23 protein-coding genes and 1 pseudogene are annotated in these 23,207 nt (G+C 36.9%); 1 reads left to right on the top strand and 23 read right to left on the bottom strand.

Annotated elements, in window-relative coordinates:
• Nucleotides 1-31: 31 nt before the first annotated feature.
• Nucleotides 32-1,129, bottom strand: coding sequence for a PRK06851 family protein (locus tag MVE64_RS02620; RefSeq protein ID WP_247343491.1), 1,098 nt, complete (start codon nt 1,127-1,129; stop codon nt 32-34).
• A 135-nt stretch (nt 1,130-1,264) separates the two neighbouring features.
• On the opposite strand from MVE64_RS02620, the gene MVE64_RS02625 reads away from it, so the two are divergent.
• A complete protein-coding gene (locus MVE64_RS02625; RefSeq protein ID WP_098794794.1) occupies nt 1,265-1,564 on the top strand; it encodes a hypothetical protein in 300 nt (99 codons plus the stop codon).
• A 146-nt stretch (nt 1,565-1,710) separates the two neighbouring features.
• Here the strand turns inward: MVE64_RS02625 and fabF are convergent, their stop codons facing one another.
• The 22 genes and pseudogenes from fabF to MVE64_RS02735 all read right to left on the bottom strand — a co-directional run bounded on the left by fabF (nt 1,711) and on the right by MVE64_RS02735 (nt 23,192).
• Nucleotides 1,711-2,952, bottom strand: coding sequence for a beta-ketoacyl-ACP synthase II (fabF, locus tag MVE64_RS02630; protein WP_247343494.1), 1,242 nt, complete (start codon nt 2,950-2,952; stop codon nt 1,711-1,713).
• A gap of 199 nt (nt 2,953-3,151) precedes the next feature.
• Nucleotides 3,152-3,589, bottom strand: a complete 438-nt coding sequence (locus MVE64_RS02635; protein WP_247343497.1) for a DUF6376 family protein — start codon at nt 3,587-3,589, stop codon at nt 3,152-3,154.
• Between the two features lie 345 nt (nt 3,590-3,934).
• Nucleotides 3,935-4,144, bottom strand: coding sequence for a hypothetical protein (locus MVE64_RS02640; protein ID WP_247343499.1), 210 nt, complete (start codon nt 4,142-4,144; stop codon nt 3,935-3,937).
• Nucleotides 4,145-4,270: 126 nt separating this feature from the next.
• Entirely contained in the window at nt 4,271-4,537 is a 267-nt protein-coding gene (locus MVE64_RS02645; RefSeq protein WP_345740819.1) for a DUF4397 domain-containing protein, read from the bottom strand.
• Nucleotides 4,438-5,037, bottom strand: a complete 600-nt coding sequence (locus MVE64_RS02650; RefSeq protein ID WP_247343502.1) for a DUF4397 domain-containing protein — start codon at nt 5,035-5,037, stop codon at nt 4,438-4,440. Before MVE64_RS02650 ends, MVE64_RS02645 begins: the two co-directional genes overlap by 100 nt.
• A gap of 167 nt (nt 5,038-5,204) precedes the next feature.
• A complete protein-coding gene (locus tag MVE64_RS02655; protein ID WP_247343504.1) occupies nt 5,205-5,423 on the bottom strand; it encodes a hypothetical protein in 219 nt (72 codons plus the stop codon).
• Nucleotides 5,424-5,727: 304 nt separating this feature from the next.
• Nucleotides 5,728-7,098 (bottom strand): MFS transporter, encoded by a 1,371-nt coding sequence (locus tag MVE64_RS02660; protein WP_247343507.1) that lies wholly within the window; start codon nt 7,096-7,098, stop codon nt 5,728-5,730.
• Nucleotides 7,099-7,272: 174 nt separating this feature from the next.
• A complete protein-coding gene (locus MVE64_RS02665; RefSeq protein ID WP_247343510.1) occupies nt 7,273-8,220 on the bottom strand; it encodes an alpha/beta hydrolase in 948 nt (315 codons plus the stop codon).
• Nucleotides 8,217-8,639, bottom strand: a complete 423-nt coding sequence (locus MVE64_RS02670; protein ID WP_247343513.1) for a MaoC/PaaZ C-terminal domain-containing protein — start codon at nt 8,637-8,639, stop codon at nt 8,217-8,219. The genes MVE64_RS02665 and MVE64_RS02670 overlap by 4 nt, the downstream gene beginning before the upstream one ends.
• Entirely contained in the window at nt 8,636-9,085 is a 450-nt protein-coding gene (locus MVE64_RS02675; RefSeq protein WP_247343515.1) for a MaoC family dehydratase N-terminal domain-containing protein, read from the bottom strand. The genes MVE64_RS02670 and MVE64_RS02675 overlap by 4 nt, the downstream gene beginning before the upstream one ends.
• Nucleotides 9,086-9,140: 55 nt before the next feature.
• Nucleotides 9,141-9,905: a 3-oxoacyl-ACP reductase FabG gene (gene fabG / locus MVE64_RS02680; RefSeq protein ID WP_247343518.1), complete on the bottom strand. Its 765-nt coding sequence runs from the start codon at nt 9,903-9,905 to the stop codon at nt 9,141-9,143.
• Nucleotides 9,906-9,956: 51 nt separating this feature from the next.
• Nucleotides 9,957-11,132, bottom strand: coding sequence for an acyl-CoA dehydrogenase family protein (locus MVE64_RS02685; protein ID WP_247343521.1), 1,176 nt, complete (start codon nt 11,130-11,132; stop codon nt 9,957-9,959).
• 27 nt (nt 11,133-11,159) lie between these two features.
• Nucleotides 11,160-12,343, bottom strand: a pseudogene (locus tag MVE64_RS02690) (thiolase family protein).
• A 33-nt stretch (nt 12,344-12,376) separates the two neighbouring features.
• On the bottom strand, nt 12,377-13,525 hold the full coding sequence (locus MVE64_RS02695) for an acyl-CoA dehydrogenase family protein (RefSeq protein ID WP_247343542.1): 1,149 nt from the start codon (nt 13,523-13,525) through the stop codon (nt 12,377-12,379).
• A 27-nt stretch (nt 13,526-13,552) separates the two neighbouring features.
• Nucleotides 13,553-14,716: a thiolase family protein gene (locus tag MVE64_RS02700; protein WP_247343544.1), complete on the bottom strand. Its 1,164-nt coding sequence runs from the start codon at nt 14,714-14,716 to the stop codon at nt 13,553-13,555.
• Nucleotides 14,717-15,067: 351 nt separating this feature from the next.
• Nucleotides 15,068-16,285, bottom strand: coding sequence for an ABC transporter substrate-binding protein (locus MVE64_RS02705; RefSeq protein WP_247343547.1), 1,218 nt, complete (start codon nt 16,283-16,285; stop codon nt 15,068-15,070).
• A gap of 82 nt (nt 16,286-16,367) precedes the next feature.
• Entirely contained in the window at nt 16,368-17,075 is a 708-nt protein-coding gene (locus tag MVE64_RS02710; RefSeq protein WP_247343550.1) for an ABC transporter ATP-binding protein, read from the bottom strand.
• A complete protein-coding gene (locus MVE64_RS02715) occupies nt 17,059-17,832 on the bottom strand; it encodes an ABC transporter ATP-binding protein (protein WP_247343552.1) in 774 nt (257 codons plus the stop codon). The genes MVE64_RS02710 and MVE64_RS02715 overlap by 17 nt, the downstream gene beginning before the upstream one ends.
• Nucleotides 17,832-18,839, bottom strand: coding sequence for a branched-chain amino acid ABC transporter permease (locus MVE64_RS02720; protein WP_247343555.1), 1,008 nt, complete (start codon nt 18,837-18,839; stop codon nt 17,832-17,834). Before MVE64_RS02720 ends, MVE64_RS02715 begins: the two co-directional genes overlap by 1 nt.
• Nucleotides 18,836-19,702 (bottom strand): branched-chain amino acid ABC transporter permease, encoded by an 867-nt coding sequence (locus MVE64_RS02725; protein ID WP_247343558.1) that lies wholly within the window; start codon nt 19,700-19,702, stop codon nt 18,836-18,838. Before MVE64_RS02725 ends, MVE64_RS02720 begins: the two co-directional genes overlap by 4 nt.
• Nucleotides 19,703-19,714: 12 nt before the next feature.
• On the bottom strand, nt 19,715-21,304 hold the full coding sequence (locus MVE64_RS02730; protein WP_247343559.1) for a long-chain-fatty-acid--CoA ligase: 1,590 nt from the start codon (nt 21,302-21,304) through the stop codon (nt 19,715-19,717).
• Nucleotides 21,305-21,518: 214 nt separating this feature from the next.
• Nucleotides 21,519-23,192, bottom strand: coding sequence for a sigma-54 interaction domain-containing protein (locus MVE64_RS02735; RefSeq protein ID WP_247343562.1), 1,674 nt, complete (start codon nt 23,190-23,192; stop codon nt 21,519-21,521).
• Between the last annotated feature and the right edge of the window lie 15 nt (nt 23,193-23,207).

Here is a 23,207-nt window from a genome sequence, read left to right on the forward strand (position 1 = left end):
GGACGAATCATTCTTCGCCCTCTTTTTACTATTAGTTTTGCTTTAAAAACGACTCAATTTCTTTCGTTAATTCTTCTTTAATAGCATCAATTTTCTTAAAATCCATTGCTTCAATATAATAGGATTCTAATTGGTCTCTTAACTGCTTTGCTTCAGCAAGATAGGATATTGCTTCTTTCATTTTGTCTTTATATGCTTTTGTTGTTCTAGCAATGTCTTCTGCGTATTTTTCATCTGTTCCAGGTGTGATGCAGCGTTCATACATATCAATTATTTCATCAGAATTTCTTTCAGGAAAATATTCATGTGGTGCAGTACTGTCAAAAATAGCAATTCCCTTTTCACGTAAAATCACCATATCAAGGCTGTTAGGATCAAAACCGCAATGATACACTTCTACATCAAAACCTCTTTGCTCACCTGCAGCCACAATTTTCTTTAACATTGTGGATTTACCTGAACCGGCTCTCCCTTTTATAAAGTAACGTTTTTCGATATCTTCTGTTAAATTTTGAATAAAATCAACAGCTCCCTCTGGAGTAGCTGCTCCTAGAAAACGATGCTGAACTCTAGGCTTTTTGTCTAATGTTGCCTCTTCATAAAACAAGGAAATGATTTCGTCTGTTAATTGGTTAGCCTCAGCAAAATCCATGTTAGAAATATAAATGTCTTCAATATCATCATGCGCTCTTAATGAGGCAGCAAATGTTTCATATGCTTGATTAAATTTCTTTGAAATCTCCTGATTAAGCGTAAGTATTTCTTCTTTATGGTGCGATAACTTGTTAGAATCCCATGCTACACCTAGGTTTACATATTCTTCAATAACACCTGGTGCTTTAGGCTCAATTACATGTGGTGCTGTTCCATCAACAATTCCTATTTTTTCATTTGGAAGAATGACTCCATCAATGGACTTGTTATCAGAAGCACAATGTAAATACTCTACATCGAATCCCTTTTCTTCCATCATTTGACCAACATGCTTCATAAGAGAAGATTTTCCCGTACCTGGGCCTCCCTTTAATATATATAAACGCTCTAGATCCTCTAATACTGAGTCATATAAACTATAAAAACCTTTGGCAGTGTTTCCTCCTGCATAATAATGATGAACTTTTCCTGTCATCTAATCACCCCTTAACACCTTTGCTTTTAACATATGTAGATTATCTCACAAGGGTGAATGCCTAATTTTTAAAATCGCGTATTGCGCAAAACTTTTGTATAATGTTCCTATATTTAATAAAGGAGATCGTTTCAATTGAACTCAAAAGAACTTGAACAAAAAATCATACAAAACTATCAAAAAGATGAAGGAATGATGATTTTGATTTTTGCACAATGGTGTGTGAATCATGATCTTAATCCAACTGAACTTTACTTAAGAGCCTATCCTGGGCAATCAGAAAATTATGCCCTTAAACAAACAATTGATTTAACAGTTTCTAAGGAAGAATCAGAACACATCCCAGATCAAACCCTCCTTAATGTTTTATCATTGTTTGGCAATGAAGACCTAGCTTTTGTTGTAACAGAGGAAATAAATAAAAGAAAAAAATAAGAGGGATGAAATTAAAATGTTGGTCAAGGTAGTTTTGTGCTTTGGCTTTTTGTCTAAGTCCGCGAAAATTTTCAAAGGATCGTTTGATAAGTAAGTTGGTAGATTTTCAACTGGAAAAAAGCACGCCAATAATCGGCGTGCTTTCCTTAATTATCATATCTTTTAAACACTAACGTGGCATTATGTCCACCAAAGCCAAATGAATTCGATAAAACAACAGAAACATCTGATTGCTTTGCTTCATTTGGTACATAATCTAAATCTAGTTCCTCATCGGGTGTTACATAGTTAATGGTTGGTGGAATGACACCATCTTTTATTGAAAGCAAAGAGAAAATGGCTTCCACTGCACCTGCTGCACCCAACAAGTGTCCTGTCATCGACTTTGTTGAACTTACAGATAGTTTGTATGCATGTTGACCAAATACTTCTTTTATTGCTTTTGTTTCATTTAAATCATTATAATAAGTACTTGTGCCGTGGGCATTAATGTAATCAACATTCTCTGCCTGCAAATTGGCATCTGATAATGCTAGTTTCATAGCACGTTGTCCGCCTTCTCCTTCTGGTGCAGGTGTTGTAATATGATATGCGTCCCCAGTCGCACCATAACCAACAAGTTCTCCGTAAATTTTAGCACCGCGAGCTAAGGCATGATCTAATTCTTCTAAAACAACAACACCCGATCCTTCAGCGATAACAAATCCGTCACGACTTTTATCAAAAGGTCGACTTGCTGTGTTTGGGTCCTGATTTGTCGATAAAGCCGTCATATTAGTGAATCCTGCGACTGTCATCTCGGTAATCGATGCTTCAGATCCACCCGCAATCATCATATCTGCTACACCATTTTGAATAACTCGAAAAGCATCTCCAATAGAGTTAGCACCCGAAGCACAAGCAGTTACTGAGCAATTATTTATCCCTTTTGCTCCAATCTCAATTGAAACCCTGCCAGAGGCCATATCTGGGATGAACATAGGAATAATAAATGGACTAACACGCTTTGGACCTTTATCTAAATAACGTTTATGTTGTTCCTCAAATTCATCAAGTCCACCGATTCCCGAACCTATCCATACTCCAACACGTTCAGGGTCAATTGTTTCTCCTATTTTAATTCCCGAATCATTTACTGCCATTTTACTAGCAGCTATTGCAAAATGTGTAAATCTTGCCATTCTTCTTGCTTCTTTAAAGTCAATATACTCATCTGTTGAAAAATTCTTTACTTCTCCAGCTACTTTCACTTGAAACTGTTCTGAATTAATTCGTGTTAAAGGTGCAATCCCTGATACTCCACTTTTAATATTTTCCCAGGTTGTTCGTACATCATTACCTAGTGGTGTTACAGCTCCAATACCTGTAATCACAACTCGCTTCTTCATGTTAGGTTCTCTCCTTTATAACAAATATATGATATAAACTAATTCTATTTAATAGGATTGATAAATAGATAACTTATGACTTGGTCTTAGTAGCACATACATATATCTTATACTAGATCATGAAAAATGAAAAGTTACCGGTACTAAAAGAAAATTTTTATAAATGTAAAAAGACCCCCATGTTTGGAGGTCATTTCTATTATAATTCCAATTTTTCAACAGCATCAATAAGTGATGTGATATCCTCTACGGTTTGAAATATTTCGCTATTTTGTATTTCTTCCACCATCACTTCTCCATCTTGTTGAACTTGTTCTAACTGATTTAGCAATTCTTCATTTTTCGAAACAAGATCCTGATGTAGGTCTTCAGCAACTGCTGGAGCGTCTATGTTATTAAATTCTTCAATATTTTCGGTTAATGTATTTACCTGATTTTCAAGTTCAGTTCTCATTTCTGGATCACTTGCAGCATTTTCAATTAGACCTGGTGCATTTTCAGCAAAATCACTCATTGAATTCAATAAGCTATTTGCTTCATTTACATAATCCAACGACTGATTTACTTCATCGACTACAGAACACGCAGTGGTTAGCATAAAAGCCGCAATGATTATAAGAAAAGAAAGCTTTTTCATTTGATCACTCCTATCGAGTTTATATGTTATATACGGATAACTGGTGAGGAAAGTTTCAAAGACTTTGTTCTAACAAATAACGCTAAAAACAATAAAAAGGCTAACATCATGGTTGTTAACCTTTTTTTGTTTATGATTCGTTTGTCACTAACCATTTGAGAAATTCTTGTTCGGGTTCTGTAAGAAATCGACCTAAGTCTCTTGAAAAATATAAATATAACTCTATGTATCTTTTTGCCATTTCGTCCATGAATATCCCCCTAGTATGTATAAGAACTTCTTTATTTTATCACGTTCATATGGTAAGTGGTAAAAAATCTTTTAAAACATCAAAAACTCCTAACATTATTCTTCATCTACCATGTCATCTGAATCAATATCGTCATTATCATTTTTCTCTTTGGTATCAAAGAATTCATTAATTTTTTCAACGATTGACTCATCATTTTTTTCTGGATGATGAGTAGCATGTTCTGTATCAATAAAGTTCTGAAAGGTATAAGTTTGGATTAGTTTCTTTTTATTTTTGATGTGTTTACCTACAATTAGTAACAAAAATAACAATATTAGAAAGAGTATTAAGTATAAGATAATTACACCTCACCCTCTTACACTGTTTAGTTATCATTCCTAAAAGAAAAAGCTACTTGCGTAACTTTTTCTTTTTAGTTTCTTTAGGTGCTAAGGCATCAAAAATAGAGCTTCTAATGGAGGATTTCCACCTGCAAGACCAACCGCAACTGCTGTATAGGTCTTTCCAGCTTTAAGCTGTACTTGCGGAATCGTTAACACGACATTATTAGTTCCAGCAACTCTAACTTCTAAATTAACAGTTAATGGGGATAATGTCAGGTAATCTGTAGCTTTTTCGTACGGAACATTGGGAAAGAGCACCTTACCACCTTGAACTGCAATATCAACATTTGGAGCACCTGGGGAGAGGTGAATAAACCGGACTTTTGCTTGGTTCGAACTTTTACATACGGTTTATCTACAAAAACATTTAATTTAAGGTTTGCTACCCTTCCAGTTGCTGCAACAGTGTAGTAAGTATTTCTTGTTAAAGAAAGTTGTTCTCTTAAAACAGGCTGAGTTGTTTCCCCAGTTGGGTACACTTCAATCGTGTAGCGACCATATGGTAATTGTAAGTAATCAGTTGTTTCTTGAAAAACAAGATTCGTAATGGCTTTATTTCCGTTTACATAAACATCAACACCCGGTGCGTCTGGAGAGGCATGAAATACACGTACAAAGGAATTCTGCTGTCCAGCTCTGTCTACCATTCCGTAAGTATGTCCATGAAAATCTGCAGCTGCAAGTTGTTGAACACACATTAAATGTTTTTGATAATACATGATGTGCAGCTGAGGATTTGAATATTTGTAATAGTCCGCAAGCATTAGATATTTTGCCGATTCAAGTACCAACATTGATTCATTTTGGTGCATGCTATTCACTCCTAAAATAGTATTAACACCATACAATATGTAAAACGCCCATATAGTTTCCTATCTTTTGTCATTTTTACAAAAAATTATTTTTGCAATTGTAAAATAGTCACACATAAAAACAGAGTAGATTTCTCCACTCTGTTTTTATATTCCAATTCATTTTTCTACCAAGGAAAGCCTCTTCTTCTTCTTCTGCGATCTTCAGCACCTAGTACATCATCATCTCGGTCATATCTTCTATCTCTTCTATCTTCTACACCTGCAACATCATTATCAAAACGACGATGACGTCTTTTATCATCTGCTTCAACGATAATCACTTCATCTGCATTAATGATTACACGATCTGCATTAATCACTAGCCTTTTTCTATTTTCTGACATTTATCCCACCTCCATTCTCTTTTACTACATTTTATGAAACGAACATAAAAACGAGTGGACGAGTATATTGGGACTACTCACCAATTTTTTAGTCTCCAAAAAAGGTTACATAATCAATTCTAGGTCAGGAAAAAATAAACAGATACGGTGGGAATGTGGGGTGAAAAGATAATGAAAAAGTTACTGGCAATTTTACTAGCAGCACTTCTTGCTACTTCTGTTGTGGCATGTGATGATGCTCCTGGTGAAGATGAAATCGGTGATGGTGAAATCAACGATGAGGAATAAGAAAAAGACACACGGTTTATCCGTGTGTCGTATTTGTTCTTGCTTTGATATAAAAATGAAACAACATAATAGCAAGTGTAACGAGAAAGGCCAATCCACCAAAAATATTACGATAAATGAGGTCTACAGCCAAGCCATCTTGAAGAGTAATCAAGATCCCCGTTAATGTTACACCAAAGGCTCCTCCGAAAAATTGAATTAGCTGAGTCATTCCCATCCCTGTCCCAATCTCTTCAGTTGGGAGAATCCTTGAAACTTCATTAGCTACACTTGATGTAAGGGCTGAGAAACCGGTGCTCATAAACATATAAGTTAGTAAGATAAAATATGGTGACTTCGTTGACAACAATGTAAATAAAACCGTTGCAATAAATAAGAAAAGTTGCCCAAAAAGAATAAGGGGGCCATTGCCAAACCGATCAATTAACCTCCCAATAAACTGTGCAGCCACTGCAGACAAAATAGCTCCAGGGAAAATCATCATCCCTACTTCCGCAGGGTCTTTTCCAAAAACATCTGTTAAGATAATCGGCATAAGAAAAAGGGTAGAAAAATGGGTGACAAACGCGACAAATCCGATAAAAAGCAATTTAAGATATTGCTTCTCTTTTAGCAATTTTGGCTGGATAAACGGCATCTTTACTTTGTTGATATGCCTCCACATCAGCCAAAGGATAATCATGCTTGAAAATAAGATGATATAAGAAAAGGTTGAGAGAAATAACAACAAACCTGTTACACCTGCTGCTGTTAAACATCCACCTAACGTATCAAACTTCACCTTCTTAATCTCTTCTTTTGGCAACAGTCTTTGTAAAAGTGGAATAAATAAAACAACTAAACCCGTCACGGCAAACAAGTAATTCCATCCTAAATATTGAGTAATAGCTCCCCCAATAACAGGTCCCAGTCCAAATCCAAGTGAAGAGGCTGATGCAATGAGGGCCATGGCTTTTCCTCTTCTACTTATTGGAATATATCTTCCTGCTAGCACCATCGCAAGACCTGGTACAGCTCCTGCTCCCGCTGCTTGAAGAACCCTTGTTGTTAATAGAAGTGGAAATGAGTTGGCAAAAAAGCCGATAACTGAAGCAACTCCTAATATGGATAGTCCGATAAGAAGCAGTCTTGAGATTGGGATATAATCAGAAAGACGACTAAATGTTAAAGTAGCAATGGCAAAAACAATAGAATATCCCGATACAATCCAAGATGCTGTTGAAGAGGTGAGAGATAAATCTGTTAACACACTTGGTAAAGCCACATTAAACATCGTTGTATTCATGACAACAAGCCAAACAATAAAGCTCCAAATGAAAACAATTTTGTTTTCCTGTATGGATTCTGCCCCTGTACTTTTAGGAGCAGCAATGGAAACCGAAGACATTTGATACCACCTGTTTCTTTCAAGTTATTAAACAATAATACTATCATAATACGTTTTTTCTTCCTATAAAAGAAAAATGCTTCGAGTATCGAAAAATGAACTTTGTGAAACATTGTCCCAATAAGCAAAAAAGGATGAACATGGTATAGGTTCACCCTTACAAAATAGTAAACATTATGTTACCTGTTGTTTTTGATATTGATTTTCAAGGTAGTCAGCTGCTTCATAAATGGCTTTTCTTCCGTCCTCCAATGGCAGCGTCATACACATAAAACCATGAATCATTCCTGGATAACAAACATACGTTGTTTGAACTCCTGCTTGTGAAAGCTTCTTGGAATATGCTTCTCCTCCATCACATAAAGGATCATACTCTGCCGTAACAATATATGCCGGTGGAAGCTTAGCAGCATCCTCTTCTGGGATGAGCATAGGCGCTGCTAAAGGACTTTGTGTATCAGATATGCTCGAAAGATATTGTTGCCTAAACCAGGTCATCGTAGATTTTGTTAGGTAATATCCTTCTCCATATTTTTCATAAGATTCTGTTGGTTCAAAACCTGTTGATGGGTAAAATAATAGCTGATGACTAATATTAAAATCTTTCCTTTGAACTGCTAAATAACAAGTAACTGCAGCCAAATTTCCACCAGCACTATCACCACCTACTGCAATGAACGTTTGATCAATACCTAGATCGTTGGCATGATCATACACCCATTTCGTTGCAAGATACGCATCTTCCACAGGAACTGGAAATTTATGTTCAGGAGCCAAGCCGTAGTCTACAGATATTACTTTACATTGAGCATGGTTAGCAAGTATTCGGCATAATGAATCATGTGTTTCAATATTACCAATTACCCAGCCACCTCCGTGAAAATAGACTAAGGCTGGTAGTGAACTTTTTTCGTTAGGACTGTATATTCTAATCGATATTTCATGTTCATATCCTTGAATTCTTCTATCTTCTACATGATGAATTTCTTCTGTAATGTTTAAAGAAGAACTAGACTCAACATATAGAGCCCTTGCTTCTTGCAGATTTTGCTGCTCAACTGCAGGTACATTTCGTTTTTCAAAATGTTGTAATAGTGCAATAACTTGTGGATGTAATGTCATGATGATCCCTCGTTATCTTTATATTTTGCAAACGTAACAATTCCTTTAATAACATCCACTCCATTTTGATTAACTGCGTTTACTTTGAATGTAGAATATTGTACATTCTCTTCTGTTAATCTTGCTTTTAATGTAATGATGTCACCAAGAAACACCATGCCCCTAAACCGAATCTGATAATCCTGAATAAAACCCTCTTCATGATAAGGGGTAAATAACTTTGCCAAATTCCCCATCGTCCACATTCCGTGAGCGATGATCGCTGGTAAAGCCGCTTTTTTAGCTTCATCATCAACTGTGTGAATTGGGTTGTAATCTCCTGAAGCACCCGCATACTTTATAAGGTCTAATCTTGACACAGGTGGTAATGTAACAATGGGCAGCTCTTCGCCTACATGACACCTTAGTAACCTGCTCATATACTCATCACCTTCCTTACAGTTTCATTAATAATGACAACCTGCTCAGCAGTGAAAATAAGCTCTTCGCTAAGAGTTTCACCATACTGTTTTAACACCAAAAACCCCATATTCCCAAGCTTTCCTTGCTTTTCATAGTATTCTTCCACTTCTTGATAGCAGATGATCTCTTCACCAACAAGCAACGGACGTTTGTAATGATATTTTTGTTCACCATGAATTAACCCCTTAGCTGGTAAATCAAGCTCATCTATCACACCATAATCAAAAACCCTTGGAAATGTAGGTGGAGCAATATTCTTCTTATATCTTGTTGTTTTAGCAAACTCTTCATCTACAAAAATAGGGTGAAGATCACCAATCGATTCGGCGAACTTTTTTACTGCACCTCTTTCAACAACATTCTTTACACCTGAAGATCGTTTTCCAATAGCTTCTTTAAACATATTGATGCCTCCTTTTTTCACAAGATTTCCTGCTTTATTAAACACCAACATAAATTTAATTTTTCGGACCACCTGCAACATAAATAATCTGACCGTTAATAAAGGATGATTTTTCATCAGCAAAAAAAGCGACTGCGTTTGCGATATCACTTGGTTTCCCACTGCGACCAACAGGAATTTTTGAGACACTCGCCTGAATTAAATCTTCAAAAGAAATGCCAAGACGTCTTGCTGTTTCTTTTGTCATATCTGTTTCAATAAAACCTGGTGCTACTGAATTAGCTGTAATCCCATATTTTCCTAACTCAATCGCTAAGGTTTTTGTAAAGCCTTGTAATCCTGATTTAGCTGTTGCATAATTTGCTTGCCCTCTATTACCTAAAGCAGATGTTGAAGAAATATTGATGATTCTTCCATATCGGTTTTCAACCATATATTTTTGTGCAGCTCGAGCCGCATTAAACGAGCCTTTTAAATGAACATCCATAACGAGCTGCCAATCATCGTCCGTCATTTTAAAAAGCAGATTATCACGAATCACACCAGCATTGTTTACAAGGATATCAAGTGATCCAAAATTGTTATACGTTTCCTCCATTGCGTCTGCCATTTGATCAGCTTCTACCACACTAGCAACCTTCGAAAACACGTTATATCCTTTTTCACGTAATTCTTTTGTCGTTTCGTGGACAGCCTCTTCATTCACATCAATAAAAGCTACTTTCGCTCCCTCACTTGCAAAAAGTTCAACAATTCCTTTCCCAATCCCACGACTTCCACCCGTTACAAAAGCTACTTTTCCATCAAATCTTCCTGACATAAACATCCTCCTTTTTAGTTCGTCTGTATTTCAATCTTATCATGTTACCTTTTATATAAATTGTCCTACCTTTACATGACCTTTTAATAGATTACGAGAAATGATTACCCGTTGAATTTCATCTGTTCCATCGTAAATTCTCCACAATCTTGCTTCACGATACCAACGTTCAATAGGGAGTTCTCTTGTGTATCCCATTCCTCCATGAATTTGCAGTACCCGATCTACTACCCGATTCCCCATGTTTGCTCCATAAAGCTTTGCCATCGATGCTAAATGACGGTTATCCTCACCATGATCAAGTGTGAAAGCAGCGTTTAAGACGAGCCATTTCGCTGCATCAATTTCTACAGCAGAGTCAGCAATTTGCCATTGAATTGCTTGTCGTTCAGAAATCGGTTTTCCAAATGTTTCACGCTCTTTCGAATAATCAATTGCCATTTGTAGGAGTCTTTCTGCGGCACCTACTGCTCTGGCTCCTACAATCCATCTTGCAAAACCAATCCATTCAAGGCCTAGGTTATATCCGCCACCCACTTCTCCAAGAATATTTTCTTCTGGAACTCGGACATTTTCAAAAACAAGACCGGCTGGTCCCCACTCACCCATCGTGTGAATGTATTCTGATTTCCAGCCCATATCGCGGTCAACGATAAAGCATGTTACACCATCACGACCTGTGGCCTGATGCTTTTCTTTATCTGTGATCGCAATAACCATTACAAAATCAGCTTCATTGCCACCAGTAATGAATGTTTTTTCCCCATTTAATATCCATTCATTTCCGTCCTTAACAGCTGTCATTTTAATATTTCTTGTATCAGAACCAGCTCCAGGCTCTGTCATCGCGAAACATGATTTTTTATCACCATTAATTGTTGGCAACAAATACTTCTTTTTTTGCTCTTCATTAGCATAATAAAGAATATTGTCTGCCGAACCACCAAATTGGAACGGGACAAATGTTTTCGAAACCTCCATCATGACAATTGCTAACATCATTTGACCTAAATCTGCTCCACCGTATTCTTCTGGAGTATTAATTCCCCAGAAACCAGCTTCTTTTGCTTTTAGTTGTAGTTCCTTTAATTTTCCCGGAGGCAAACTTGGTTTCCCTTCACGTTCGTTTCGTAATACTTCATTTTCGAGAGGCATTAATTCTTTTTCTACAAATTTTCTAATTGTTTTTTGAACCATTTTTTGTTCTTCTGTTAATCGTAAATGCATCTCTTTCACCTCATTAACAAATATTTTTTATAGTAATTGAAGCATAACGGCCATCCCTTGGCCCCCACCTACACATAAAGTTGCCATTCCATATTGCTCTTGTCTTCTTTTCATCTCATATAAAAGCGTAATCATGATTTTACATCCAGTCGCCCCAAGCGGGTGACCAAGGGCAATTGCTCCACCATTTACATTTACTTTGTGTGAATCTAGTCCAGTCTCTCGGATAACCGCTAATGCTTGTGCAGCAAATGCTTCATTTAATTCAATTAGGCCGACTTCGGAAAGGGTCAGATTGGTTCGTGCAAGTAGCTTTTCTATTGCCGGTACAGGACCAATTCCCATCTCTTTGGGAGAAACACCAGCAGTGGCCCAATCTACTATTCTAGCTAATGGTTTTAAACCTAATTCTTTTGCCTTGCTTCCTTTCATAATAACCATCGCGGCAGCACCGTCATTTCTACCACAGGAGTTACCGGCAGTAACTGAGCCACCTGCTTTGAAAACTGCTTTTAACTTAGCCAAACCTTCTAAACTAGTAGCAGGTCGTGGATGTTCATCCTCTGTCACTTGAAAAACTTTTTTCTTTCTTGTATCACCACAGGTATTATTTCTTCTTTAAAACTTCCTCTTTCAATTGCTTTTGCCGCTTTTTGTTGACTGTTATAAGCAAATTCATCTTGAACTTCACGTGAAACACTGTATCTTTCTGCGACATTTTCAGCTGTTATGCCCATTCCTAGATCTTTTCCATATAATTCAATTGGCTGCTGACCGTTTTCAAGATTAGAATCTACTAAAGTAGGAGCACCTTCTCCAAATCTGGAATTTCTTAAATAAATTGGTGCTCGACTTAAGCTTTCCGTTCCACCAGCAACTACGATTTCTGCCTGCCCAAACGAAATTTGTTGAACAGCTGAGGTTACAGCTTGCATACCTGAAGCGCAAAGTCTATTAACCGTAAAAGCAGGTGTTTTCTCAGGAATTCCTGCTCTTAATGCCGCTACTCTAGCAACATTTGAGGATTCTGTTGTTTGCCTAACTTCTCCTAGAATTACTTCATCAATTAATTCTGAAGAAAGATTGATCCTCCTTATTGCTTCCTCGATTACAATTGCACCTAAATATCCTGAGTTTAAATTTTTTAATGATCCACCGAATCGACCAACTGGTGTACGGACAGCGCTTACAATTACAATATCATCAATCATTCTTTGCCTCCTTTCTTATCTTATTGCAGGAATCTAGCAATATTCTTTTCTTAATTGTCCAGCAATAATATTTTTCTGAATCTCGGATGTTCCTTCATAGATTCTTGTAATTCTTGCATCTCGATAATATCTTTCAACTGGATAATCTGTTATATAACCTAGACCACCGTGAATTTGGACAGCTTTATCTGCAACGCGATGATAAACTTCAGAGCCGTAAAGTTTTAGCATGGCCGCTTCTTTAATCACCTTTTCATTTTGATCTACCATCCATGCAACTCTGTACGTAAATGATCTAAGTGCTTCAATCTCCATTGCCATCTCAGCTAACATATGGGCAACTGCTTGGTGCTCAATGATTGGTACAGAAAATTGCTCTCTCTCCTGAGCATGTATCATGCACATATCCAAAAGCTTCTGTGAAGATCCTAAGTTTCTAGCTGCTAGACCCGCTCTGCCATTTGCTAGAATTTTAAGGGCATTAACATAGCCTTGACCAACTTCGCCTAACACGTTTTCTTCGGGAACCTCACAATCTTCAAAAATCAGTTCTGCTGATTGTGAGCCATGAAGTCCCATTTTTCGTTCAATTGCTCCAATCTTAAAGCCTGGAGAATTTCTTTCAACAAGAAAAGACGTTATCCCCTTTGCACCTTTTTCCGGATCAGTTACAGCCATAACCGTAAAAACATCAGCTACAGTTGCATTTGTTATATAATGTTTCGTCCCATTCAAAATATATTTATTTTCCTTCTTAATTGCTGTTGTTCTCAAGTTTGTAGCATGTGAACCAGCTTGAGGTTCTGTTAAAGCAAAAGCTCCGATTTTGTCTCCTCTTGCCATATCAGGTAAAAATCTTTTCTTTTGTTGGTCATTGCCCATTTCAACAATGCCTACAGTTCCGATACCTGTATGGTTCTCGATTAATGTTGTATAGCCATTATGTGTTTTTCCGATTTCTTCATAAAGTGCACATTTTCCAACCATCCCGATCCCAAGTCCACCGTATTGCTCTGGAATACTAAGGCTAAACAATCCGATTTCCTTTGACTTTTCGATGATTTCTTTAGGAATTTCGTCATCATCTTCAATTTGCATTGCATGTGGCTCTACTTCATTTTTAATAAAATCTCTTATATTATTTCTTAAATAAAGAATATCTTCATCAAACTGAAAATTCATTTCTTCACTCCTTTCATCCTGAAGATTTTATTTTCTTTCTAATGACAAGGCAATTCCTTGGCCTCCGCCAATGCATGCAGTTACTAAGCCTTTTTTTACATCACGGCGTTTCATCTCATAAACAAGCTTTGTAATTAACATGCCTCCTGTTGCGGCAATTGGATGTCCATGTGCAATCGCGCCACCATTTACGTTTACTTTATCCATGTTAAAGGAGAGTTCACGGTCACATGCTAACACCTGTGCAGCAAAGGCTTCATTAATTTCAATTAAATCATACTCATCTAAATCTTCTTCTCTTTGAGATAAAAGCTTTTGAACAGCTGGGACCGGGCCAATACCCATGATGTTCGGATCCACTCCTGCGATTGACCAACCTGTGATCCAGGCTAAAGGTTGTAATCCTCTTTTCTTCGCTTCATCTTCAGACATCACTACAAGCGCTGAAGCACCATCATTCACACCAGAAGAGTTACCAGCTGTAACACTCCCTCCTTGCCTAAAGGCCGGTGAAAGCTTTGCGAGCTGTTCCATTGTTACATTTGGTCTTGGGTGTTCATCTGTTGTAAAAAGAATCTCACCTTTTCTTGTTCTAATTGGAACTGAAACAATTTGCTCATTGAAATAATTATTTTCCATCGCTGCTGCCATGCGTTGTTGACTTCGTAGTGAAAATTCATCTTGCTCTTCTCTTGTAATGCTGTATTTTCCCACTAAATTTTCAGCTGTAATACCCATTGGCGGGTCACCGATATGGTCAGGTGAAAGGTTTCGAGAAACAAATTTGGGTGGCATGCGATCAAATGGTTTATCTTGTGGTGCTAATAAATACGGTGTTCGTGACATGCTCTCGGTTCCGCCTGAAATGATAATTTTTGCTTGACCTGCTATGATTGCTTCTGCAGCTAAGGCAACACTATTAATACCTGAGCCACATTGTCTATCAATTGTTAATCCAGGTACCGAAAAAGGTAGTCCTGCTTCTAGTAACGTAAGTCGGGCGATATTGCCTCCACCGGATAAACAGTTCCCTAAAATGACATCATCAACTTCTGCCCCCTCTATATTGATCCGTTTTAATGCTTCTTTTATCGTAATCGCCCCATAAATGTAAGGATCTAATGCTGAAAGGGCCCCACCTTTTTTGGCAATTGGTGTTCGGACAGCAGAAACAATTACTGCTTGTGTCATACTAACATCTCCCCTATGTTTCATTTATCCTTATGTAGCAAGTTTCATGCCAATAATCTTATGACTATCTATAAGAACTAGAGAAATAAGCAATTCAGTTTTGAATTATTTTTCAGTGATGTTAATTCATTTTTGCAAGCTATCTTTCATTATTGCATTAAAAATTCTCTTGCTTGCTCTGAAAATGAACTTCTGTCAACAAGCCTTAACTCCGACTCTTTTGTTACAATGATGCTCCTATTCTTTTTTGTGAAACATGTCTCGATTAGACTGGTATCGAGACTGCAACTGACTCTTCTCCTGGTTCCTAAGAAAAATCGGGTGGTGCCAGGCACCACCCTCTAACACCTTTTACTGAACTGATTTATCAACGATTTTCCCATCTTCTACAACACCCATTCGAAGCTCTGTTGTTAAGCCGCCGTTTTCTTCAATTTCAGTAATTTCATAGATTCGTTTGTCAGCAGGGAGGTTGTTTAATCCCTCTTCTACTTTTGCCATAATTGCATCTGGATCATCAACAGATCCTGCTGCTTTCATTGCCTCTACAAACAGGTACATAGCCATGTAATGATATCCAGCCTCTGATCCCGGATTTTTACCTTGTGCTGCTGCATAGTCTTCTATGAATTTTGCATTGCCATCATTTTTTGAGTGAATAAGTGGTAAAACCCCTACAGATCCTTCTACTAAGTCTGGACCACCCAACACAGCTTCAATTTCATCCAGTTTTGCTTGGTCCATTATGAGGAATCCTCCTTTAAAACCAAGTTCTCTAGCTTGTTTAATAACAAGGGCAGTCGGCTCTGATGGACCCCCAACGAATAAAACATCTGGCTTTTCTTTTAATGCATTCGTAACGATTGTGAAAAAGTCTGTATCTTTACTAAAGTCAATGGATCCTTTATACACCACTTCTCCACCTAAGTCCTTCCAACCTGGTTCAAGTAATGCAGCCCAGTCTTTTCCATATTGACTAGCAGTTGGAAGCATGGCAATCTTTTTACCGAATCGTTCCATTTGATATTTAGAAAACGGCTCAATATATGAGCTATACTTTGGAGGAATACGTAATGTTAGCGGATTTCCTTGTTCTGTTATCTTCGGTTCACTTGAATAAGCTCCAATTATAAATTTTTCCTGAAGATTAAAAACTTGTGTAGCAAAAATACCACCACTATGTGGAACAAAAATGATTGGTGTTTTGTCTTCTTGAACTAACCGTTTTGCATTTGCCCCTGTTTCATTCGGTAAGTATTTGTCATCTAAAGAAACTAGGTTTAAAGAATAGTTTTTACCGTCCACTTCAAATCCACCATTGTTGTTAATTTCATCTACAGCCATAGATAAGCCACTTAATGTGTTCTCACCATAATAGGCAGCAGGACCACTTAAAGGGCCACTATACCCAATATTAACAACTTCACCTGCGGGTTTCTCTTCTGTATTTGATGTTGTTTCTTCTGTGTTCCCTTCACTTTGGTTTGCTGGTTCTGTTGATGTGTTCCCACTACATGCTGCAAGCATAAAAATTAGTACAAAAGCAAAGAAATAAACAAGCTTTTTCATCCTTTTTCCCCCTTAAATCTTTTTTCAAAGAAATAAACCTGTAAAAAGAAGTAGACACCTCCTTTCAATTAAGGCTCAAGACCTAAGCACCTATATACGCTTTCCTCACTTCGTCATTTTCAAATAAGTCCTTGCTGCTACCTTCTAGTACAATTTTCCCTGTTTCAATTACATAGCCTCGATCGGCAATTTTTAGTGCAGCATTTGCATTTTGTTCAGCTAAAAGAACTGTTGTTCCATTTTTGTTTATTTGTTGGATAACACTAAACACTTGTTCTACAATTAAAGGAGCGAGACCAATAGATGGCTCATCAAGTAAAATAACCTTAGGAGATGCCATAAGGGCTCTCCCAATGGCGAGCATTTGTTGCTGTCCACCACTCAGCGATCCAGCTGGGTCATCTTTTTTGTCGTTTAAAATAGGAAAAAGCTCAAAAACTTCATGAAGTGATTTTTTTCGTTTTCCTTTATCTCTTCGATGAACAAAGCCACCTAAAATGAGATTTTCATAAACAGTCATTTGCGGAAATAGCTTTCTCCCTTCTGCACATTGAACAATTCCAAGTGACACAAGACGATCTGCTGATAGTCCACTTATACTTTGGTCGTTAAATTCAATGCTGCCTGAAGAAGGTTTACTTAAACCACTAATCGTTCGAAAGATTGTGCTTTTCCCAGCACCATTTGCACCTAATAAAACAACAAATTCTCCTTGTTTCACACTAAGATTGATATGTTCTAATGCCTGATATCCACCATAAGAAACAGAAACATCAGTAAGCTTGAGCAACAGCTTCACCTCCTAAGTAAGCTTCAATTACAGCTGGATTTTTTTTGATCTCTTCTGGCGTTCCTTCAGCAATTTTTTGTCCATAATTTAAAACCATAATCTTATCTGCTAGATTCATAATCATTTGCATTTTGTGTTCAATGAGACAAACTGTTATTCCTTTTGAAACCATCTTCTTAATCAACTCTGCTAAACCGTCTGTTTCTTCAGGATTTACACCTGCAGCTGGTTCGTCTAAAAACACAATTGTTGGGTCTGTTGCTAGAGCTAATGCAAAAGCTGTACGTTTCATTTCTTCTTGCGAAATCTCTGACACATGCTTATCTGCAAGGTTTGTTAACCCAACAAACTCTAATACTTCATGTGCTTTTTCTAATGATTCCTTTTCTTCTCTTTTCAAACGAGATGTTCGAAAAATTGCATCAAATAACCCTGATGAGGTTCGTAATCTATGTCCAATTAGTACATTATCCAATACCGTTGATTGCTCGAATAAATGTGTGGTTTGAAATGTTCTAGCAATACCAAGCTTTGCAATTTGATGTGCCTTTAATGATGTGATATCTGTGCTATCAAACATTACCGAGCCTGACGAGGGTTGATGAAAGCCACTAATTAAGTTAAAAAATGTAGATTTCCCTGCACCATTAGGACCAATAATTGCCGTTACCTTTCCTTTTTCAATCTCAAAGTCTACGGAATTAACGGCAGTCGCCCCACCAAATGTTTTCGTCAGTCCCTTTACTTGAACAAGCATTATTTCTCCTCCTTTACAACAACAGATTGCAGATTTCGAGAAAGATCTTTCTGTGACTTTTTAGCTCTCTGCTTGATTAGCCATGTTTGCACTCCCCCGACAATCCCCCTTGGATAGAAAATAATCAAGAGAACAAGAATCGGACCAAAAATGAGCATTCGATAGTCTTGTAAAAATTGTAGATATTGAGAAATCCAGACAACAAGAAGAGTTCCAACAAGCGGTCCGGAGAGTGTGCCAATACCACCAACTAATAAATACATCAACATATCAAAAGTAACGTTAATATACGAAATATCAGGTCCAATAAATCGAACAAATGACGCATACAAGCCGCCTGCTAACCCCGCAAAGAATGTGGACAAAACAAATGAAACTAGTTTTTGTTTCATTGTCTCGATCCCAATCGTTTGAGCTAGCTCTTCACTATTTCTTATTGCCATATATGTTCTGCCGATAAGAGAGTTAATAATTCTCGTGAAAATAAAAATAGTCAAAACGAGAAAGAATAATAATAGATAGTATTGGGACTTAGGTGTTTGAAACGTTATCGGTCCAATTGGTGCAGGTGGCGGGATCCCAATTAAACCACGGACTCCTTCTGTGAGTGCTTCCCATTTGTAAATAATCAGATAAATAATGTACCCAACGCAAAGTGTATAAATGGCAAAGAAATGTTCTTTCGTTCGAAGGGCGATTATACCTATTAACAATCCAATAATGGTTGTAATGATAATTCCAAGCAGTAGAGCCAACCAAAAATTAAGGCCCACTTTTACTGTTAAGATTCCAACCGAATAGGCACCGATGGCGAAAAAGCCTGCATGTGCTAATGAAAGCTGACCAGTAAATCCGCCAATCAAATTTAATCCATAAACTCCAATCGTCCATATAAAAGCAGTAGAAAAAATGTGTAATAAATATGGGTTATCTGTTAACAAGGGCACCAAAATAGCTACTACAACTAACAAGATGACGGTATTTCTTTTATTTAAGAAACTCATCAAGAACGAGCCCCCTTTACAAACAAGCCTTTCGGTTTAATAGTCAGAATTGCCACTAATAATAGAAAAGCAATTAAATCTTTATAATCATTTGAAATAAATGTCGCACTTAAGCTTTCAGAAAATCCTAAGATATAACCACCAATAATTGCTCCGGGGATACTTCCCATACCACCAATAATGATGATGACAAAAGCTTTTAAAATAACAAGATGACCCATACCAGGAAAAACTAGATTAATAGGTGATGCTATTGAAGAAGCGAATGCTGCCAAAGCACCAGAAATAAAAAACGTAATCACGGCCACTTTGTTTGCATTAATTCCTACTAAAAATGCGCCCTCTCGGTTTTGCGACATTGCAATTATCGCTGAACCTGTTATCGTTTTTTTCAAAAATAAATGTAAAAGTATCATCGCAAGAATAGCTGTACCGATTATAAGAAGTCTTTGTGCAGTAACAGTTAGCCCTAGAAAATCTACAACAATATCATAAGGAGATAACATTCTGCGATATTCAGCACCCCATACTAACTGAACTAAAGCTTCCAAAAATAAGAGAACTCCAATTGCTGCGATTTTGTCATGTATTGGCGGTGCATTCCGCAATGGATGGAAAACTAGCCGTTCCATAACAACGCCTAATAATCCAACGACAATAATGGAAATTAATATTGCCAGCCAATAGTGTAGTCCCATGCTTTCCATAAATAAAAGTGTGATATAACCACCAACCATATATAAAGCTCCATGCGCAAAATTTGGAATATGCAAAATTCCATATACCAATGTCAAACCAAGTGCAACCAGACTGTAAACGCTTCCAATTGTAAGTGCATTGAATAATTGCTGAAATAAAATATCCATGTGTTCCCTCCTCTATTTGGATACAGAATACATTTCTTTTAGTGTCCGTTTCAGAATCTTTCCAACCGCTGTTTTTGGAAGTTCCTCTACAAAAGCTATTTCTTTAGGCACTTTATAGGCTGAAAGTCTTTCTCGACAAAATTGAATTAATTCATCTTCTGTTATACGTTCATTTTCTTTGGTAACAACAATTGCTTTAACTGTTTCACCGCGGTATTCATCTGGAACACCGATAACAGCTGCTTCAAGAACTTTTGAATGACTGTAAATAACATCCTCCACTTCAATTGGATATACATTAAATCCACTTGCTAATATCATTTCTTTTTTACGTCCAACAATATAGAAAAATCCATCAGCATCCATCATCGCCAAATCTCCAGTATATAACCAGCCATCACGTATTGTATTAGCTGTTTCTTCAGGCATATTCCAATACCCTTTCATAATTTGAGGTCCTTTTATAATTAACTCGCCAACTTCTCCAATTGGCAAATCTTCCTCGCCGGTAGCTATATCAACAACCTTAGCATCTGTATTAGGTATTGGTATTCCGATACTTCCACGCTTTTGAAGTCCCGAAATAGGATTGCGGTGTGTGACAGGAGATGCCTCAGATAATCCATACCCCTCAGCAACATTCGTTCCGCTGACTTCATTAAAACGGTTTATCACTTCAACAGGAAGTGGTGCAGAACCACTTGTACAGGTTTTAAGACAACTTAAGTCAAACTTATAGGTTTTATAATAATTAAGTAGTGCAATATACATTGTTGGAACACCTGGAAATGAAGTTGGTTTTGTTTTTTCTATCATTTTCACGACCTCTTCCACTTCAAATCGAGGGACGAGAATTAAGTTTCCACCATTATAAAAAGTAAGATTCATCGCACTTGTCATCCCATAGACGTGAAACAAAGGAGAAATGGTTAGAACTCTCTCTTCTCCTGTATTTGTTTTTATATGTGCAGTAGCAGCACTTTGGAGTGTATTTGCAACTAAATTATAATGTGTTAACATTGCCCCTTTTGAACGACCTGTTGTTCCTCCTGTATATTGAAGAACAGCAATATCTTCTTTAGGATCAACCTTGTCATTAGGGATTGTATCACCAGGATCTTTTAGTAATTGATGAAACAAGCTTTCTTTTTCGAAAGAAACAGGAATGATCGTAGTAACCGATGTTTCATGTAAGATTTTTTCTACGACGGGTAGGAGTTGATCTAAAACAATGATGACCTTTGTCTGTGAATCGTTGAGGACGTATAGAAGTTCAGATGATTTATACATTGGATTAATTTGTACGATGGTTGCTCCACATCGTAAACTTGCATAATAGCTAATAGGATATTGAGGACAATTCGGAAGCATGATTGCGACTCGATCATCTTTTTTTACTTGACGTTTTACTAGTGCGCTCGCCAATCTATTTATAGAATCATTTAAAAGTGAATAAGAATATGCTTTATCATAAAATGTGACCGCAATCTTATTTTCATATTTTTCAACAGAGCGTTGAAACAAATCAGGTAACGATATTTCTGGTATTTCAACTTCAACCGGATTTCCTTCAACTACATGCTTTAACCAAGGTCTTTTCAAATTCCATTCCCCCTATTTCCTTTTTCTTAGTGGTCAAAACCTCACTGCTTTACATCTAGCAATACTTATGCCAATACAAAAAATAAGTGACAACAAGGTGAAATGTTCACCATTTTGTCACTTAATTCAAGAATGATTTACACTAGTATGTTACCTACTTGTTTTACAAGGAGCTAGGGTAATTTAAAAATGAATTGATCATTCACTTATGAATTTATGATAAATTGTATTTTTGTAGCTTTCGAAAAACTGTTGCTTGACTTGTTTGAAGCTTTTCAGCAATTTGATACGTTGTTTTATATTTTATTAGAGCTTTTTTAAGAGCGGTTTTCTCAGCTTGCTCTACGATCTCTCTTAATGACATTTCTTCAAAAACAAAATCTTCATTTGTAGTCGTTTGCTGGTATTCATCAGGCAGATCATTGATAGTAACGTATTCGTTTGGTACGGTCAAAATAAGTCTTTCTAATAAATTGGATAGTTCCCTTACATTGCCTGGCCAATCAAACTGATAAAAAAAGTTACTAATCTTTTGATCTAACACTTTTTCAACTGAATATTTCTTCTTGTACAGCTCTAAAAAATAGTGAACAAGTGGAAGGATATCAGCACGCCTTTCTCTAAGAGGAGGGACGAAAATTGGAACAACATTTAACCGGTAATAAAGATCTTCACGAAATGTTCCTCTTTTGACCATTTCTTTTAAATCTCTATTTGTGGCTGCCACTAATCGAACATCCACTCTTTTCGTTTTTGTGCCGCCTACTCTCATAATTTCTTTTTCCTGAATTGCACGAAGCAGCTTTACTTGAAGATCCATTGGCATTTCGCCGACTTCATCTAAAAAAAGCATGCCATTATGAGCTAATTCAAACATCCCCACTTTTCCTGTCCTATTAGCACCTGAAAATGCGCCACCTTCATAACCAAACAACTCTGATTCAAGAAGCTCATTTGGGATTGCCCCACAATTGACTTTTATAAGCTGCCCCTCCTTAAATCTGTCACTTGAGCGATATAAGTATCGAACCAACACGTCCTTTCCTACTCCTGTTTCACCAAGAACAAGAATGGTTGTATCAAAGTTGGCAAGCCTGCCAATCATTTGATAAATCTCAATCATCTTATCACTTTTGAGGATAATATCAGGGTCTTGAATGGCAAAAGATTTTAATCTATCAAGCTCTTCTTTATATTTCTCATTAAGCTGTTGCACTTTTTTCAGCTCTTTATTTAATTGATTTAATTCCGAAAGATCACGAATATTCGTGACAATCTTTTCGATTTCACCTTCTTCATTAAAAATAGGATTTCCCGTCATTAGTGTTTCTTTTTGATTGAAATTTTGCTGAACAACTGAAACTGAACGTTTTTGCTCCATAACTTTCAATGTTACAGATTGTTCTAATATCCCTCTTTTTATTAAATGATTAATATTTTTCCCAATATAATAATGCTTAGGAATTCCTGTGATCCGTTCTATCGCAGAATTCGTTTTTAATGTGTTGCCAAATTTATCAGTAATATAAATTCCGTCAAATGAGCTCTCGATAATTGCATCTAATTCACGGTTTGATTTATCAAGCTCCTTAATTCGCTCCTCAAGACGAAACCATTGCACACCATTTGCTAATATGTACATTCTTCTTTGTTGGTTTTCTATTGTAAAATCTTTAAAAAGAAGTAAGTATTGAAGGGTGTTTTTTGAGGCAATGATCATATTTGATTCCTTCTCTTCCCAAAAATCAAATAAATCTTTCATTTTCATTTGTAAGCATACGGATTTCTCCAACTCATCTGTTTGACCAAAATGGAAATCTATGATGCTTCCATCTAATGTTGTTATGATTGTATTAAAAAGCATTAAGCTATTTTCGGTTTTAATCATTTCCTCACCCCTTAT

The organism is Metabacillus endolithicus (assembly GCF_023078335.1).
Lineage (GTDB): Bacteria > Bacillota > Bacilli > Bacillales > Bacillaceae > Metabacillus > Metabacillus endolithicus.

Excerpts from the sequence above, each read along its gene's own strand:
- MVE64_RS02620 (WP_247343491.1), bottom strand. The coding sequence starts at position 1,129 with ATGACAGGAAAAGTTCATCATTATTATGCAGGAGGAAACACTGCCAAA.
- fabF (WP_247343494.1), bottom strand. The coding sequence starts at position 2,952 with ATGAAGAAGCGAGTTGTGATTACAGGTATTGGAGCTGTAACACCACTA.
- MVE64_RS02635 (WP_247343497.1), bottom strand. The coding sequence starts at position 3,589 with ATGAAAAAGCTTTCTTTTCTTATAATCATTGCGGCTTTTATGCTAACC.
- MVE64_RS02650 (WP_247343502.1), bottom strand. The coding sequence starts at position 5,037 with ATGCACCAAAATGAATCAATGTTGGTACTTGAATCGGCAAAATATCTA.
- MVE64_RS02655 (WP_247343504.1), bottom strand. The coding sequence starts at position 5,423 with ATGTCAGAAAATAGAAAAAGGCTAGTGATTAATGCAGATCGTGTAATC.
- MVE64_RS02660 (WP_247343507.1), bottom strand. The coding sequence starts at position 7,098 with ATGTCTTCGGTTTCCATTGCTGCTCCTAAAAGTACAGGGGCAGAATCC.
- MVE64_RS02665 (WP_247343510.1), bottom strand. The coding sequence starts at position 8,220 with ATGACATTACATCCACAAGTTATTGCACTATTACAACATTTTGAAAAA.
- MVE64_RS02670 (WP_247343513.1), bottom strand. The coding sequence starts at position 8,639 with ATGAGCAGGTTACTAAGGTGTCATGTAGGCGAAGAGCTGCCCATTGTT.
- MVE64_RS02675 (WP_247343515.1), bottom strand. The coding sequence starts at position 9,085 with ATGTTTAAAGAAGCTATTGGAAAACGATCTTCAGGTGTAAAGAATGTT.
- fabG (WP_247343518.1), bottom strand. The coding sequence starts at position 9,905 with ATGTCAGGAAGATTTGATGGAAAAGTAGCTTTTGTAACGGGTGGAAGT.
- MVE64_RS02685 (WP_247343521.1), bottom strand. The coding sequence starts at position 11,132 with ATGCATTTACGATTAACAGAAGAACAAAAAATGGTTCAAAAAACAATT.
- MVE64_RS02695 (WP_247343542.1), bottom strand. The coding sequence starts at position 13,525 with ATGAATTTTCAGTTTGATGAAGATATTCTTTATTTAAGAAATAATATA.
- MVE64_RS02700 (WP_247343544.1), bottom strand. The coding sequence starts at position 14,716 with ATGACACAAGCAGTAATTGTTTCTGCTGTCCGAACACCAATTGCCAAA.
- MVE64_RS02705 (WP_247343547.1), bottom strand. The coding sequence starts at position 16,285 with ATGAAAAAGCTTGTTTATTTCTTTGCTTTTGTACTAATTTTTATGCTT.
- MVE64_RS02715 (WP_247343552.1), bottom strand. The coding sequence starts at position 17,832 with ATGCTTGTTCAAGTAAAGGGACTGACGAAAACATTTGGTGGGGCGACT.
- MVE64_RS02725 (WP_247343558.1), bottom strand. The coding sequence starts at position 19,702 with ATGGATATTTTATTTCAGCAATTATTCAATGCACTTACAATTGGAAGC.
- MVE64_RS02735 (WP_247343562.1), bottom strand. The coding sequence starts at position 23,192 with ATGATTAAAACCGAAAATAGCTTAATGCTTTTTAATACAATCATAACA.